This window comes from Lysobacter soli, from assembly GCF_009755585.1.
Classification (GTDB): Bacteria; Pseudomonadota; Gammaproteobacteria; order Xanthomonadales; family Xanthomonadaceae; genus Lysobacter_J; species Lysobacter_J soli.
In genome coordinates, this window is sequence record NZ_CP046603.1 from 1,800,360 (window position 1) to 1,815,514 (window position 15,155).

General features: G+C 67.2%; 14 protein-coding genes. 10 read left to right on the forward strand and 4 right to left on the reverse strand.

Features of this window, described 5'->3' with window-relative positions; all coding sequences use genetic code 11:
* The first annotated feature begins 38 nt into the window (after window positions 1–38).
* The 4 genes from GOY17_RS08125 (at window position 39) to GOY17_RS08140 (ending at window position 4,581) form a co-directional block, all read left to right on the forward strand.
* The gene (locus tag GOY17_RS08125; RefSeq protein ID WP_157029986.1) at window positions 39–1,949 is read left to right on the forward strand and encodes a polysaccharide biosynthesis protein; all 1,911 of its coding nucleotides are present in this window, start codon (window positions 39–41) and stop codon (window positions 1,947–1,949) included.
* Window positions 1,949–2,848 (forward strand): UTP--glucose-1-phosphate uridylyltransferase GalU, encoded by a 900-nt coding sequence (gene galU, locus GOY17_RS08130; RefSeq protein ID WP_157029987.1) that lies wholly within the window; start codon window positions 1,949–1,951, stop codon window positions 2,846–2,848. Before GOY17_RS08125 ends, galU begins: the two co-directional genes overlap by 1 nt.
* A gap of 96 nt (window positions 2,849–2,944) precedes the next feature.
* Window positions 2,945–4,249 carry an NAD(P)/FAD-dependent oxidoreductase gene (locus GOY17_RS08135; RefSeq protein WP_157029988.1) on the forward strand — a complete coding sequence of 435 codons (1,305 nt, stop codon included), beginning with the start codon at window positions 2,945–2,947 and terminating at the stop codon, window positions 4,247–4,249.
* Window positions 4,246–4,581, forward strand: coding sequence for a tRNA-binding protein (locus GOY17_RS08140; protein WP_115840505.1), 336 nt, complete (start codon window positions 4,246–4,248; stop codon window positions 4,579–4,581). The genes GOY17_RS08135 and GOY17_RS08140 overlap by 4 nt, the downstream gene beginning before the upstream one ends.
* 71 nt (window positions 4,582–4,652) lie before the next feature.
* On the opposite strand, the gene GOY17_RS08145 is transcribed toward GOY17_RS08140, so the two are convergent.
* The 4 genes from GOY17_RS08145 to GOY17_RS08160 form a co-directional block, all read right to left on the reverse strand.
* Window positions 4,653–5,105, reverse strand: a complete 453-nt coding sequence (locus tag GOY17_RS08145) for an outer membrane lipoprotein (protein ID WP_115840504.1) — start codon at window positions 5,103–5,105, stop codon at window positions 4,653–4,655.
* A 219-nt stretch (window positions 5,106–5,324) separates the two neighbouring features.
* Window positions 5,325–6,533 (reverse strand): acetyl-CoA C-acyltransferase, encoded by a 1,209-nt coding sequence (locus GOY17_RS08150; protein WP_157029989.1) that lies wholly within the window; start codon window positions 6,531–6,533, stop codon window positions 5,325–5,327.
* Between the two features lie 24 nt (window positions 6,534–6,557).
* On the reverse strand, window positions 6,558–8,933 hold the full coding sequence (locus tag GOY17_RS08155) for a 3-hydroxyacyl-CoA dehydrogenase/enoyl-CoA hydratase family protein (protein WP_157029990.1): 2,376 nt from the start codon (window positions 8,931–8,933) through the stop codon (window positions 6,558–6,560).
* 51 nt (window positions 8,934–8,984) lie between these two features.
* The gene (locus tag GOY17_RS08160) at window positions 8,985–9,605 is read right to left on the reverse strand and encodes a TetR/AcrR family transcriptional regulator (protein ID WP_115840501.1); all 621 of its coding nucleotides are present in this window, start codon (window positions 9,603–9,605) and stop codon (window positions 8,985–8,987) included.
* A gap of 255 nt (window positions 9,606–9,860) precedes the next feature.
* Between GOY17_RS08160 and ndk the strand changes: the two genes are divergently transcribed.
* The 6 genes from ndk to bamB all read left to right on the forward strand — a co-directional run bounded on the left by ndk (window position 9,861) and on the right by bamB (window position 15,141).
* On the forward strand, window positions 9,861–10,286 hold the full coding sequence (gene ndk, locus GOY17_RS08165) for a nucleoside-diphosphate kinase (protein ID WP_115840500.1): 426 nt from the start codon (window positions 9,861–9,863) through the stop codon (window positions 10,284–10,286).
* An 18-nt stretch (window positions 10,287–10,304) separates the two neighbouring features.
* Entirely contained in the window at window positions 10,305–11,549 is a 1,245-nt protein-coding gene (gene rlmN, locus GOY17_RS08170; RefSeq protein WP_157029991.1) for a dual-specificity RNA methyltransferase RlmN, read from the forward strand.
* 18 nt (window positions 11,550–11,567) lie between these two features.
* Window positions 11,568–12,404 (forward strand): type IV pilus biogenesis/stability protein PilW, encoded by an 837-nt coding sequence (pilW, locus tag GOY17_RS08175; RefSeq protein WP_157029992.1) that lies wholly within the window; start codon window positions 11,568–11,570, stop codon window positions 12,402–12,404.
* Window positions 12,401–13,204 carry a helix-turn-helix domain-containing protein gene (locus tag GOY17_RS08180; RefSeq protein WP_157029993.1) on the forward strand — a complete coding sequence of 268 codons (804 nt, stop codon included), beginning with the start codon at window positions 12,401–12,403 and terminating at the stop codon, window positions 13,202–13,204. Before pilW ends, GOY17_RS08180 begins: the two co-directional genes overlap by 4 nt.
* Window positions 13,205–13,309: 105 nt before the next feature.
* Entirely contained in the window at window positions 13,310–13,942 is a 633-nt protein-coding gene (locus GOY17_RS08185; protein ID WP_115840496.1) for a YfgM family protein, read from the forward strand.
* On the forward strand, window positions 13,942–15,141 hold the full coding sequence (gene bamB / locus GOY17_RS08190; protein ID WP_157029994.1) for an outer membrane protein assembly factor BamB: 1,200 nt from the start codon (window positions 13,942–13,944) through the stop codon (window positions 15,139–15,141). Before GOY17_RS08185 ends, bamB begins: the two co-directional genes overlap by 1 nt.
* Window positions 15,142–15,155 lie beyond the last annotated feature (14 nt).

Genomic DNA, 15,155 nt, shown 5'->3' on the forward strand with positions numbered 1-15,155 from the left:
ATACCTGGCAGTTCGTAAAGAAATAAAAGGGGCGAAGGATGAGCTCATGGCGTGATCGGTGGAAGAGTGGACTGCCGCGCCTTGCGGTGGTCGCGCACGATCTCGCGATGGTCTGGATCGTCTGGCAAGCCCTGCATCGCCTGCGTTGGGGGATCGAAGCCAATGCGCCGGCGATCCCGCTGTGGTCCGCCGAGATCGCACTGGTGCTCGCAGCCCAGGGGCTCGTGTTCTGGCAGGTGGGCCTGTATCGCGGTCTGTGGCGTTTTGCCGGCGTCCCGGATCTCTGGAACATACTGAAGGCGTCGGTGCTCGGCCTGTTCGCCATCGTGCTCGGCCTGTTCCTTTACAACCGCCTCGGCACCGTGCCGCGCACGGTCCTTGTCCTGTACCCACTTGTGTTGATGGGCCTGCTGGGCGCGCCGCGCCTGCTGTACCGCGCGTGGAAGGACAGCCGTGTCGAATCGGCATCCAAATCGTCCGTCCGCATCCTCATCCTCGGTGCCGGCCATGCCGGTGAAGCCCTGGTGCGCGATCTCCGTCGCTCGGGTACCTACCAGCCGGTGGGTTTCCTCGACGACGCCGTGCGTCTGCGCGGCAGCAAGGTGCAGGGCGTTCCCGTGCTGGGGCGCGTGCAGGACGTCGCCGAAATCGCGCGCGAGACCGCTGCCAAGCTGCTCGTGATCGCCATGCCGTCGGCCGATGCGAACGCGCTGCAGCGCGTAGTGGTGTCATGCGAGCGAACCGGCCTGCCGTTCCGGATGGTGCCCAAATTGCAGGATGTGCTCGAGGGCCGTTCGCTGCCGGGCGAACTGAAGGAAGTGGCGATCGAGGACCTTCTCGGACGCAAGCCCGTGCTGCCGGACTGGAAGGCAATCCGGAGCTGGCTGGGCGCGCGGTCGGTGCTGGTGACCGGCGCCGGCGGCTCGATCGGTTCGGAACTCTGTCGGCAGTGTGCGCGACACGGCGCCCGTCGCATCACGCTTATCGAAGTAGACGAACTTGCGCTGACGACCACCGAAGCGGCGTTGAAGCGCGACTTCCCGGACGTCGAATACATCTCGGTCCTCGGCGATTGCGGCGACCCGGCGGTGATCGCGCACGCGCTCAAGCGCGCCGAACCGGACGCCGTCTTCCACGCGGCCGCCTACAAGCAGGTACCGCTGCTCGAACTGCAGCTTCGCGAAGCCGTCCGCAACAATTCGCTGGCGACGGAAACTGTCGCGCGCGCGTGCTGCCTCGCGGACGTGGGCACGTTCGTCTTGATTTCCACCGACAAGGCGGTCGACCCGGTCAACGTGCTGGGCGCGACCAAGCGTCTGGCGGAAATGGCGTGCCAGGCACTGGCCGGGCAGTTCGCCACGCGCTTCGTCACGGTCCGCTTTGGCAACGTGCTCGATTCGGCCGGCAGCGTCGTGCCGCTGTTCCGTGAGCAGATCCGCGCGGGTGGCCCGGTCACGGTCACCGACCCGGAAGTCACGCGTTTCTTCATGACCATTCCGGAAGCCTGCCAGCTGATCCTCCAAGCCTCGGCGCTGGGAACCCATGAAGCCATCTACACGCTCGACATGGGTGAGCCCGTACCGATCAGGCTGCTTGCCGAGCAGATGATCCGCCTGGCGGGCAAGCATCCCGGCCGCGACATCGCGATCGTCTACACGGGCTTGCGCCCCGGCGAGAAGCTGCACGAGACGCTCTTCCACGCCGACGAGCGCTACCGCCAGACGACGCACCCGAAGATCCTCCAGGCCGAGCCGCGCGACGTCACCGCCGCCCACCTGGAAAGCTCGATCGGGCAACTGCGCGAGGCCAGCAGCCGCTACGACCTCGACCTGCTCAACACGTTGTTGCGGATGGCGGTTCCTGAATTCCAGCCCGTGGGTACACATCCGGATTACCAGGAATCGGCGACAGTGGTCGCCTTTCCCGCACGCAACGCCAGGAAGGTTTGATGTCCGCACGAATCCGCAAGGCTGTTTTCCCGGTCGCCGGCCTCGGCACCCGCTTTCTTCCCGCCACCAAGACCGTCCCGAAGGAAATGCTGCCGATCATCGATCGGCCGCTCATCCAGTACGCCGTCGACGAGGCCATCGAGGCCGGTTGCGACACGCTGGTCTTCGTGACGAACCGCTACAAGCACGCGGTCGCCGACTACTTTGACAAGGCTTACGAGCTGGAACAGAAGCTCGAACGCAGCGGCAAGACCGAGCAGCTCGAACTGGTCCGCAATGTGCTGCCCGAGGGCGTGCGTGCGGTGTTCGTCACCCAGGCCGAAGCGCTGGGCCTGGGCCATGCCGTGCTCTGCGCGAAGGCCGTGATCGGCGATGAGCCATTCGCCGTGCTCCTTCCGGACGACCTCATCTGGAACCGCGGTCCGGGTGCGCTGAAGCAGATGGCGGACGCCGCCGAAGCATCGGGCGCGAGCGTGATCGCCGTGCAGGACGTGCCGCGCGAACAGACCGCAAGCTACGGCATCGTCGCCACCGAGGGCTTTGCCAAGCGGCAGGGCCGCATCCGTGCGATCGTCGAGAAGCCGAAGCCCGAGGATGCGCCGAGCAATCTCGCCGTCGTCGGTCGCTACGTGCTGAACCCGCGCATCTTCTCGTTGCTGGAATCGACCACCCCGGGGGCTGGCGGCGAGATCCAGCTGACCGATGCCATCGCCGCGCTCCTGCAAGAGGAGGCCGTCAATGCCTACCGCTTCCAGGGCACGCGCTTCGATTGCGGTACGCATATCGGGCTGATCGAGGCGACCATCCGCTACGCGCTCGACCACGAGAAGCTGAGCGACTCCGCGCGCCAGCTGATGCAGAACGCGCTGGCAGAGTTGGGCGTCGAAGAGCTCAACTGACGTCGGCATGACGCAGGGCGCCGCCACGCGGCGCCGACACCGCTAGACTCTGGATACGCGGCGGCGATCTGTCCGCCGCCGGAGCGTTCGGCGGACATGAGCGGCCTGGATTCCAGTTACTACGTGGCGACCGTTCCCGACCGCGAGCTCGGGTTCGGGCCGCTGCGTGGGCTCGTGGATGCCAGCGTCTGCATCGTCGGTGGCGGTTTCGCCGGGCTGAACACCGCGCTCGGCCTGGCCGAACGTGGCGTCCGCGATGTCGTGCTGCTTGAATCGCAACGCGTCGGTTTCGGCGCGTCAGGACGCAACGGAGGCTTCGTGTTCGGTGGCTTCTCGCGCGGCGAGGAGAGCCTGCTGCAGGACCTCGGCCCCGAGCGCGCCCGCGACCTGTACTCCGGCACGATCAACGCCGTCGAGCTGATCCGCGCCCGCAGCGAGCGCTACGCCATCGAGTGTGACCGCGTCGACGCCGGCGTGCTTTGGGCGAACTGGTTCCGCGATCCGCAGGTGCTTCGCGATCGTCAGCAACTACTCGAACAACGCTACGGCGTGCACTGGCAATGGATGCCGCGCGAGCGCCTGCGTTCGCTGGTCCACACGGAGCGCTATCACGACGGGTTGTTCGAACCCGACGCATTCCATTTCCACCCGCTCAAATATGCGCGCGGCGTCGCGCGTGCCGCCATGGCCCAGGGTGTCGCCGTCCATGAAGAGACGCCGGCCATCGCGCTCGAACGCGCGGGTCGCGGCTGGCGCGTGCGCACGCCCGATGGCGTGGTCGAAGCCGAGGAAGTGGTGCTCGCGTGCGGTGGCTATCTCGCCGGCCTGCGCGCCGAAGTCGATGCGGGCGTACTGCCGATCGTGACGTACGTGATGGTGACGCAGCCGCTCGGCGCGCGCCTTGACGAGATCATGAGCACACGCGCTGCCGTTTACGACACACGTTTCGCCTTCGACTACTACCGCCCGCTGCCCGACACGCGATTGTTGTGGGGCGGGCGGATTTCGGTGCTCGACCGTTCCGCCGCGGAAGTCGAAAAGCTCCTGTACGGCGACATGCTGAAGGTGTTCCCGCAGTTGGATGGCGTGCGCATCGATCACGCGTGGTCCGGATTGATGAGCTACGCGCGGCACCAGATGCCGCAGATCGGCGCGATCGATGACGGACTTTGGCTGGCGCAGGCCTTCGGGGGCCATGGCGTGGCGCCCACCACGTTTGCCGGCGAACTGCTTGCCAGCGCGATCGCACACGGCGACCGGCGGTGGCGCGAACTGAGCGGCTATGGCCTGGTGTCGGCGATCAAGCCGGTGGGCTTCGTCGGCGCGCAGCTCAGCTATTGGTGGGCCGAGTTCAAGGACGAATGGAAGGACAGGATGGAAGGCAAGACGAGGACAGGATGAGCGAGACGATCAGTTGGGCGGATTTCGAAAAAGTGATGTTGTGCGCTGGCACGGTGCAGCGCGTCGAGGAATTCCCCGAGGCGCGCAAACCGGCGTGGAAGCTGTGGGTCGACTTCGGACCGCACGGCGTGCGCAAGACCAGCGCGCAGGTGAAGCACCTCTACGCAGCAGAAGAACTGGTCGGCCGGCAGATCGTCGGCGTGATCAATTTCCCGCCCAAGCAGGTCGGGCCCTTCATCTCGGAATTCCTGCTCACGGGATTCCCGACGGAGGAGGGCGTGGTCATCACCACGATCGAACGGCCGGTGCCGAACGGGACACGCATGGCGTGAGCGCGCTCGGCGCGCGGTAAACAAGAAGGCGGCTCGAAGCCGCCTTCTCTTTCAGGGGCGGACTGCGGCGCTTACTTCGCCGGCGTGACGCGTGCGTCTTCGCCGCTGCCCTGGATGAAGACTTTCTGCCCGACGCGCAGATTCGTGGGTTCCTGCGTGACGGACACCAGCACGCCATTGGTCAGGCGTACGATGATGTCGTGCCCCGGGATCGGTTCCTGGTTGCGACGCTGCACCGCGTTACCGGTGACCGCACCGCCGATCGTGCCCAGCACCATCGCCACGTCGCGCCCTGTGCCGCCGCCTATCAGGCTGCCGACGCCCAGGCCGAGCGCACCGCCGACCACGGCTCCGAGGCCCCGCGTCTTGGTATTGGAAATCTGCACGTCGGTGATCTGTTCGATCACCCCCGAACGCACTTCCACGGCGCCCTGCATCGATCCGGGCGTGGTGGTCTGGCAGGCAGCCAACGACAGCGTGAGCAGCAGGGCCAGCGAAGCGCCGGCGATGGTACGCAGGGACATGAGCGTTCTCCTTGTCGGGGGATCGGACGAACCGGGAACGAACAAGGGCATCGCGTTGCTGTGGACGTGCCGACGCCCCGCGCCGGCCATCGCGAAACGGCGACGCGTTGCGATGCTGTGCTCAGCTGCGCGACAGGGACGTGAAATCGGCGAGAAGGCCGGCCGCAACGAGAAAGGGCAGCCCGGTGGCTGCCCTTTCGATCGAACGACCCGCGCTGCTCAGAGCGCTTCGAAGATGCCCGCCGCGCCCATGCCGGTGCCGATGCACATCGTCACCATGCCGTACTTCTGCTGGCGGCGACGCAGGCCGTGCACGATGGTCGCGGTGCGGATCGCACCGGTCGCACCGAGCGGATGGCCCAGTGCGATCGCGCCGCCGAGCGGATTGACCTTCGACGGATCCAGCCCGCTGTCGCGGATGACCGCCAGCGCCTGCGCTGCGAAGGCTTCGTTGAGCTCGATCCAGTCCAACTGGTCCTTGGTCAGGCCCGCCTGCTTCAGCGCCTTCGGGATTGCCGCGATCGGACCGATGCCCATCACTTCCGGGCGCACGCCGGCCACGGAGAAGCTCACGAAGCGCGCCAGCGGCGTCAGGCCGTAATCCTTGATGGCCTGCTCGGAGGCCAGCAGCACGCCGGCCGCGCCGTCGCTCATCTGCGAGCTGTTGCCCGCGGTGACGCTGCCGCCGAACTGGCCGTTGCGGAACACCGGCTTGAGCTTTGCGAGGCCTTCGATGGACGAATCCGGGCGCGGGCCTTCGTCGATCTCGACGATCGACTTCTTCACGCGCACCGCGTTGCCGGCAAGATCCGGAATGCGCGAGATCACTTCATACGGCGTGATCTCCGACTTGAACTCGCCGGCCTGGATCGCCGCGATGGCCTTCTGGTGCGAGGCCAGCGCGAAGGCGTCCTGTTCCTCGCGCGAGACCTTCCACTCCTCCGCGACCTTCTCGGCGGTGATGCCCATGCCGTAGGCGATGGCGACGTTCTCGTCCTTCGCGAACACCTGCGGGCTCAGCGCCACCTTGTTGCCCATCATCGGCACCATCGACATCGATTCGGTGCCGCCGGCGAGCATCAGGTCGGCGTTGCCAAGGCGGATCTGGTCTGCCGCCATCGCCACGGCCTGCAGGCCCGACGAGCAGAAACGGTTGATCGTCTGCGCGGCGATGGTGTTGGGCAGGCCGGCGAGCAGCGCGCCGATGCGCGCCACGTTCATGCCTTGCTCGCCTTCGGGCATCGCGCAGCCGATGATCGCGTCGTCGATGCGGCCCAGGTCGATGCCCGGCGCCTGCGCGACCACGGACTTGAGCACGTGGGCGAGCATCTCGTCGGGACGGGTGTTGCGGAACACGCCGCGCGGCGCCTTGCCGACCGGGGTGCGGGTGGCGGCGACGATGTAGGCGTCTTGAACTTGCTTGGTCATGGTTCTGTGTCCTGTGTTCGTCGCTTAGTTACGCAGCGGCTTGCCGGTCTTGAGCATGTGCGCGATGCGTTCCTGCGTCTTGGGCATCTGCGCGAGCGCGACGAAATGTTCGCGTTCGAGCCTCAGCAGCCATTCCTCGTCGACGATCGCGCCGCGGTCGACTTCACCGCCGCACATCACCGTGGCGATGCGGGTGGCGATCTCGTAGTCGTGCGGCGAAATGAAGCGGCCTTCCAGCATGTTGACCAGCATCATCTTGAAGGTCGCGATGCCCACGTCGCCGGCGACCTGGATGCGGCGCGCGGGCAGGGGCGGGCGGTAGCCGGATTCGGCCAGCGCGCGGGCCTGCGCCTTGGCGACATGCAGCAGTTCGAACGCGTTGAAGACGACGGCGTCGTTCTCGCGCGCGAGCTTGAGCTCCTTCGCCTCGAACGCCGACGCCGACACCTTGCCCATCGCGACGCTTTCGAACGCCGTCTTGAGCTGCGCGAACACGTCGCCGCCCGGGCCGGCGGCTTCGGATGCGCGCACCGCGAATTCCTTCAGGCCGCCGCCGGCCGGCAGCAGGCCGACGCCCGCTTCGACCAGGCCGATGTAGCTTTCCAGCGCGAACACGGCCTTGGCCGAATGCATCTGGAACTCGCAGCCGCCTCCGAGCGCCAGGCCGCGCACGGCCGCGACGACCGGCACCAGCGCGTACTTGATGCGCTGGCTGGTGGCCTGGAAGTTGGCGACCATCGCCTCGAAGCCCTTCACGTCGCCCGCCTGCAACAGGCCGAGCGCGCCGGCCAGGTCGGCGCCGGCGGAGAAGGGTTCCTTCGGCTGCCAGATCACCAGGCCGGCGAAGTCGCGCTCGGCGATGGTGATGGCTTCCTGCAGGCCGTTGAGCACGTGGTCGTTGACCGTGTGCATCTTGGTCTTGAACGAGACCACGGCGATGTCGTCGCCTTCGTCGGCCCACATGCGGATGCCGTCGTTCTCGAAGACCGTGCGGCCCTGCGAGAACTTCTCGCCCAGCAGCGGGTCGGGGAATCGCTGGCGCGCGTAGACCGGGTTGGACGAGCGGGGCACCTGGGCCTTGCGCGATGGGCTGAAGCTGCCGTCCTTGTCGTGCACGCCGTCGCGACCGTCGAACACCCAGTCCGGCAGCGGTGCGCTGCTCATCGCCTTGCCGCCGACGATGTCCTCGGCGATCCAGTCGGCGACCTGCTTCCAGCCGGCCGACTGCCAGGTCTCGAACGGGCCGAGCGACCAGCCGTAGCCCCAGCGCATCGCGAAGTCGATGTCGCGCGCGGTTTCGGCAATGGATTCAAGGTGATACGCGCTGTAGTGGAACGAATCCCGGAAGATCGCCCACAGGAACTGCGCCTGCGGATGCTGGCTGGCACGCAGGGCGGCGAACTTCTTCGCCGGGTCGCGTTCCTTCAGCAGCGCGGCGACCTCGGCGTCCAGCTCGCCGGCCGAGACGCGGTAGTCCTGCGCCTTCAGGTCGAGCACGAGGATGTCCTTGCCGCGCTTGGTGTACACGCCGGCACCGGTCTTCTGGCCGAGCGCGCCCTTTTCGATCAGCGCCGTCAGCCACTTGGGCGCCTGGAAGTACTGGTGCCACGGGTCGTCCGGCAGCGTGTCGGCCATCGTCTTGATGACGTGCGCCATGGTGTCCAGGCCGACGACGTCCGCGGTGCGATACGTGGCCGACTTCGGACGGCCGATCGACGGACCGGTCAGCGCGTCGACGGTGTCGAAGCCGAGGTCGAACTGCTCGGTGTGGTGCATTGCCGCCAGCATCGAGAACACGCCGATGCGGTTGCCGATGAAGTTCGGGGTGTCCTTGGCGATCACCACGCCCTTGCCGAGCGCGGTGGTCAGGAAGGTTTCCAGCGCCGTCAGCACGTCGGCGTCGGTGGTCTTGGCCGGGATCAGCTCGGCCAGGTGCATGTAGCGCGGCGGGTTGAAGAAGTGCACGCCGCAGAAGCGGTGGCGAAGCTGCTCGGGCAGCACTTCGGCCAGCTTGTTGATGCCCAGGCCCGAGGTGTTGCTGGCGAGGATCGCGTGCTCGGACACGAACGGCGCGATCTTCTTGTAGAGATCCTGCTTCCAGTCCATCCGTTCGGCGATGGCTTCGATGATCAGGTCGCAGTCGCGCAACTGCTCCAGGCCGGTTTCGTAATTCGCCGGCGTGATGCGCTCGGCGAGCGACTTGCTGGCGAGCGGGGCGGGGCTGAGCTTGGCCAGGTTGGCGATGGCCTTGCCGACGACGCCGTTGGGGTCGCCTTCCTTGGCCGGAAGGTCGAACAGGACGGTGTCGACGCCCGCGTTGGTCAGGTGGGCGGCAATCTGCGCACCCATGACGCCGGCGCCCAGCACGGCCACTCGGCGTGCAAGCAGTTTCTTAGGCATGTTATGCAAATCCTTGTCTGACAAGTAATTTGAAGCGTGGGGTTCAACGAATCAGGATTTGAAGCCGGCGGCGGCGAAGCGGATCAGCTCGCGGGCCGCGCGCTCACGATGGGCCGCCTCGGTGACACCGGCGGGCCGCTTGATCAGGCCGAAGTCGGCCATCGCGTAGGTCAGCGACCCGGCCAGAAAGTCGAGCCGCCAGTACAGCTCTTCCTTGCTCAGGCCCGGCACGCAGCCGGCGATCGCCTTGGCGAACTCGCGCAGCACGTGGCCGTAGTGGTCTGACAGGAACTTGCGCAGGCGGTCGTTCTTCTCGGCGTAGGCGCGGGCGACCACGCGCACGAAGGCGCCGCCTCCGTGGCGGTCCTGCGCCATCGCCAGCGCGGGCTGGACGAACGCGGCCAGGATCGGCTCGAGCTCGCCCGGATGCGTCTCCAGTGCGGTTTTCAGGGCACCCAGGCGCTGGGCGCTCATGTCGTCCATGCGGCGGCGGAAGACCTCGTTGACGAGGTTTTCCTTGCTGCCGAAGTGGTAGTTCACCGCCGCGATGTTGACGTCGGCGCGGCTGGTGACCTGGCGAAGGGAGGTGCCGGTGAAGCCGAACTGCGCGAACAGTTCCTCGGCGGCGCCAAGGATCCGGTCCTTGGTGGAGAAGTGGGCTGTGGTGGCCATGGGTACTGCGTGGGTCCTGCGGCTGCGGTGGCTGAATCAAACGCTTGTTTGATGCTAGTCCGACGCGGCCTGAACCGTCAACGGACATCGCGCAAAACCCGCCGCCAGACCCTGCAAAAATGCCCAACGATCCGTTAGAATTACCGGAGCCTTGTGGGCTAAACCCGCGTCCGTACGCGGGTTTTTCTGTTATCCTCGGGCGCGAACCCTGGTCAAGTCACCACGTTCGGCGGCCCGCCTACCCGGAGAGATTCCATGGCGCTGGAGCGCACCCTTTCGATCATCAAGCCCGACGCCGTCGCCAAGAACGTCATCGGTGAGATCTACACCCGCTTCGAGAAGGCCGGCCTGAAGGTCGTCGCCTCGAAGATGAAGCAGCTGTCGAAGCAGGAAGCCGAAGGCTTCTACGCCGTGCATCGCGAGCGTCCGTTCTTCAACGCGCTGGTCGAGTTCATGATCTCCGGCCCGGTGATGATCCAGGTGCTGGAAGGCGAAGGCGCCGTGCTGAAGAACCGCGACCTGATGGGCGCCACCAATCCGAAGGACGCCGCGCCGGGCACGATCCGCGCCGACTTCGCCGACAGCATCGACGCCAACGCCGTGCACGGTTCGGACAGCCTGGAGAACGCCGCGATCGAAGTCGCGTACTTCTTCCCGGCGACCGACGTGTACGCCCGCTAAGCGACTGAAGAAAAGGCCATGACCACGCAACGCGAACGCATCGACATCCAGCTCGCTGGCGACACGCCCGCGACGGAATCGGCTGCGCGCGTGGAAGCAGGCGTGGCCGCGAAGGGCGCGGGCGAGGGGAAGACGAACCTCTTCGACCTCGACCGCGCTTCGCTCGAGCGTTTCTTCGAAGAGACGCTCGGCGAGAAGAAGTTTCGCGCGCACCAGGTGATGAAGTGGATCCATCACCGGTACGTGACCGACTTCGCCGAGATGACCGACCTGGGCAAGGCGCTGCGCGCCAAGCTCGAGGCGAGCGCCGAAGTGCGCGTGCCGCAGGTCGTGTTCGACAAGGCGTCCACCGACGGCACGCACAAGTGGCTGCTCGGCATGGACCCGAAGAATGCCATCGAGACCGTCTACATTCCCGACAAGGGCCGCGGCACGCTGTGCGTGTCGTCGCAGGTGGGCTGCGCGCTCAACTGCCAGTTCTGTTCCACCGCCACCCAGGGCTTCAACCGCAACCTGTCCACCGCCGAGATCATCGGCCAGGTGTGGGTCGCCGCGCGTCACCTGGGCAACGTGCCGCACCAGCAGCGCCGCCTCACCAACGTGGTGATGATGGGCATGGGTGAGCCGCTGGCGAACTTCGACAACGTCGTGCGCGCGATGAGCATCATGCGTGACGACCTCGGCTACGGCCTGGCGAACAAGCGCGTCACGCTGTCGACCGCCGGCATGGTGCCGATGATCGACCGCCTCGCGCTGGAGAGCGACGTCTCGCTCGCCGTGTCGCTGCATGCGCCCAACGACGAGCTGCGCAGCGAGCTGGTGCCGCTCAACAAGAAGTACCCCATCGAACAGCTGATGGACGCCTGCGTGCGCTACGCGCTGCGCAAGCGCGGCACGTCGGTGACGTTCGAGTACACGCTCATGAAGGGCGTGAACGACCAGCCGCAGCACGCGCGCCAGCTGCTGCGCCTGATGCGCCAGTTCGACAACGCCGTGCAGATGAAGGACGCGGCGAAGGTCAACCTCATTCCGTTCAACCCGTTCCCCGGCACGCGCTTCGAGCGTCCGGACGACGCGGCCATCCGCGCGTTCCAGAAGCTTCTCAACGAAGCGGGCATGATCGCCCCGGTGCGGCGCACGCGCGGCGACGACATCGACGCCGCCTGCGGCCAGCTCAAGGGGCAGGTCATGGACCGCACCCGGCGCCAGGCGGAATTCCAGAAACAACTACAGGCACGCGGCCTCGGCAACGAGGCGGCGTGATGTCAGGAGCCCGCTAGCATGGACGTCCGCGGCCGCCCGCTGAGCCTCGCGATCACGACCGTCCTGGCGGTCGCGGTGTTGGCGACCGGCGCGTGCAGCCGCATGAGCTTCGTGCGGCAGGACTTCAAGCGTCAGGACTTCGAGCGCACCGCGCCCGAGGTCAACGTCAACGGAAACGGCCGCAACACCGCCGCCATCGCCGCGAGCAGGCCGCTCGAACTGGCCCGCGCGCGCCTCATGGCCGGCGATTACGCCGCCGCCGAGAAGGAAGCGCTCAAGGCGCTGAAGCTCGATCCGAAATCCGCCGATGCCGAGACGGTGCTGGCCCTGGTCGCCGCCAGCCGCGGCGATACCGCCGAAACCGGACGCCACTACCTGCGCGCCGCCGAGTTCGCGCCGGGCAACGGTGCCGCGCAGAACAACTACGGCGTGTGGCTGTGCCGCGAAGGTCGCGCGGGCGAGTCGCTGAGCTGGTTCGAGCGCGCGCTGCACGACCCGAGCTACACGACACCGGCGGTGGCCCTGGCCAATTCCGGCAGCTGCGCCGCCCGTGCCGGCCAGGACGATCGCGCCCGCCGCGAGCTGCGCCGGGCGATCGAACTGGATCCGAACAACGCCACGGCGCTGGGCGCGCTTGCAGAGCTTGAGTTCCGTCAAGGAAATGCCTTCGAAGCGCGCGCATTCTCCGAGCGCCGCCTGGCGGCTGCTCCCGCGGACCCCGGCGCGTTGCAGCTGGCGTCACAAATCGAAGAGAAACTCGGCGACAGGGCAGCCGCCGCAAGATACGTTCAGCGAATGAGGGCGGAGTTCCCGCAGAAGCTGGGCTCCGGCATGGGGGATGACGGAAAGCGATGAACTCGAACCAACTCGCGCCTGAGATGGGCGCCAGCATTGGCGTGCGTCTGAAGCAGGCCCGCGAAGCGGCGGGCCTGTCGCAGGAAGACGTCGCCGCCAGCCTGAAGATTCCGGTCAAGGGAATCCGGCAGCTCGAATCGGGGGACTCGAGCCAGCTGGGTGCACCGGTCTTCGTACGCGGACAGATGCGCAGCTATGCGCGCCTGCTCGGCGTGCACTTCGACGAGGAACTCGGTCAGGGCGCACGCCCGATCGCGCCGTCGGAACTGGTCAGCCACACGCATACGCCGCGCTACCGCCGCGTGTTCGAACAGGCCACGCGTCGCGCGATCTACATCGTGCTGACGGCGGCCATCGCGGTGCCGATCTGGATGGCCTCGCGCGAACTCAAGAAGGACGACGCGAAGGTCGAGTCGCTCGATGTGGCAACCGCACCGGCCGCGCCGGCCAACACCACCCCGCCGACGGCATCCGAACCGGTGCACCGCACGCCGCTGGTCGCCTCGATGGCGACGCTGCCCGCGCCGCCCGCCACGCAGCCGGCGTTGTCGCTCAACTTCACCGGCAACAGCTGGGTGGAAGTGCGCGGTGCCGACGGCCGCGTGATCGAAAGCGGCGAACTCGGCACAGGGCAGCAGCGCACCTATTCCGCGGGCGAAGTCTCTCGCGTGGTGCTGGGAAATTCGTCCGCCGTCGAAGTCCGCAACGCGGGCAGGACGGTCGATCTGACGCCGTTCAGCCGCGCGAACGTGGCGCGCTTTACGCTATCCTCTGACGGTTCCCTCACGCCGGGCGATTGACCGGCGGCACGGGAAATCCACACGCACCGGCCCGCCACGCGGGCCGGTGCTCCTATTTCGGATTCCCGCCTCAAGGTGGGCCACAGAGCACGGCAGCCGGTACCGATGGCGATTGACGATCTTCTCGACGAACACGAACAAAGCGAACGCGTCCTGCAGTGGCTGCGCAACAACGGTGCGGGCCTGATCGGCGGCATCGCGCTGGGCCTGGCGGCCATCGGTGGATGGAAGTGGTGGGACCAGCGGCACGAGCAGGCGCGCATGGGCATGGCCACGCAGTACCAGGCCGCCATCGACGCCATCGACGCGAAGGACAAGACGGCCGACGCCAAGGTCAAGGCGCTTGAGGAAGGTTCGAGCTATCGCGCCCTTGCCGCGCTCGAACTGGCCCGTTCGCAGGTGGAAGCCAACCAGAACGACGCCGCGCTAGCGACGCTCCAGGGCATCAAGACCGAAGATCCGGCGATCCGGCAGATCATCCAGCAACGCACCGCGCGCCTGCTGATCGAGAAGAAGCAGGCCGACGCCGCGCTGAAGCTCGTCGCGGACGCCGACACGGCGGCGGGCATCGAAGTGCGTGGCGACGCGCACCTCGCGCTCGGCCAGAAGGACCAGGCGCGCACCGCCTACGCCGAAGCCATGGCCAAGCTCGATGTGGCATCGCCGCATCGCCGCCTGCTCGAACTCAAGCTCACCGAAGTCGGCGGCACGCCCGCCAAGCCCGAGGCCAAGTCCTGATGAAGCACCGTTCCATGCTGCTGCGTACCTCCGTCGTGCTGCTGTGCGCGGCTTCGCTCGCCGGCTGCTCCACCATCAAGGGCTGGTTCGGTGGCGACAAGAAGAAGGACGATGGCAAGCCGAACGAGCCCGCCGAACTGACCGACATCACCCCGTCGGTGACGGTGCAGAAGATCTGGTCGGCCAACGCCGGCAAGGGCGAAGGCCGCATCGGCGTGCGTCAGGGCCCGGTCGTCGCCGACGGCCGCGTTTTCGCGGCAGCGATCGAAGGCGGCGTGCACGCATTCGATCTGCAGACCGGCAAGCAGGTCTGGGAGTACCGCCCCGACAAGAAGGCCAACATCCGCCTGTCCGGCGGTCCGGGCGTGGGCGAGGGCCTGGTCGTGGTCGGCGGGCTGGATGGTGAAGTCATCGCGCTCGACGCCAGCACCGGCGAAGAGAAGTGGAAGGCCCACGTGCCGAACGAGGTCATCGCGGCGCCGGCCATCGGCATGAACTCCGTGTTCGTGCGTTCCAACGACGGCCGTGTCACCGCGTTCGATGCCGCCACCGGCGAGCGTCGCTGGTTCTGGGTGCAGGAAGTGCCGATGCTGTCGCTGCGTGGCAACGACGGCCCGGTGCTTGGCCCGGGTTTCGTGTTCATCGGCAATGACGACGGCACGGTGTCGGCGCTGTCGGCGAACGATGGCCGCCCGATGTGGGAGCAGCCGATCGCGCAGCCGGAAGGCCGCACCGAGCTGGATCGCATGGCCGACGTCGACGGCACGCCCGTGCTCGAAGGCACCACGCTGTTCGCCACGAGCTTCAAGAAGCAGACCTTGGCGATCGATGCCCCGAGCGGCCGCCCGATGTGGTCGGCGGAGCACGGCGGCGCAGGCCGCATCGGCATGGCGTCCGACCGCCTGGTCGTGACCGACCCGACCGGCTCGGTGTTCGGCCTGGACAAGAACAGCGGCGCAGCCCTCTGGTCGCAGCCGGCGCTGGCACGTCGCAACGTGACGGGCGCGGCGGTGCAGGGCGATTTCGCCGTCGTGGCCGACTTCGACGGCTACGTGCACTGGCTGAAGCTGGACGACGGCGCCTTCGCCGCGCGCGAGCGCGTCGGCGGCAAGGCCGTGAAGGCCGCCCCGGTCGTGGCCGACGGCATCGCCATCGTGCAGAACGTCAACGGCGAGCTGACGGCCTTCCGCCTGCAGTAAGCGCCTGCGCAGGG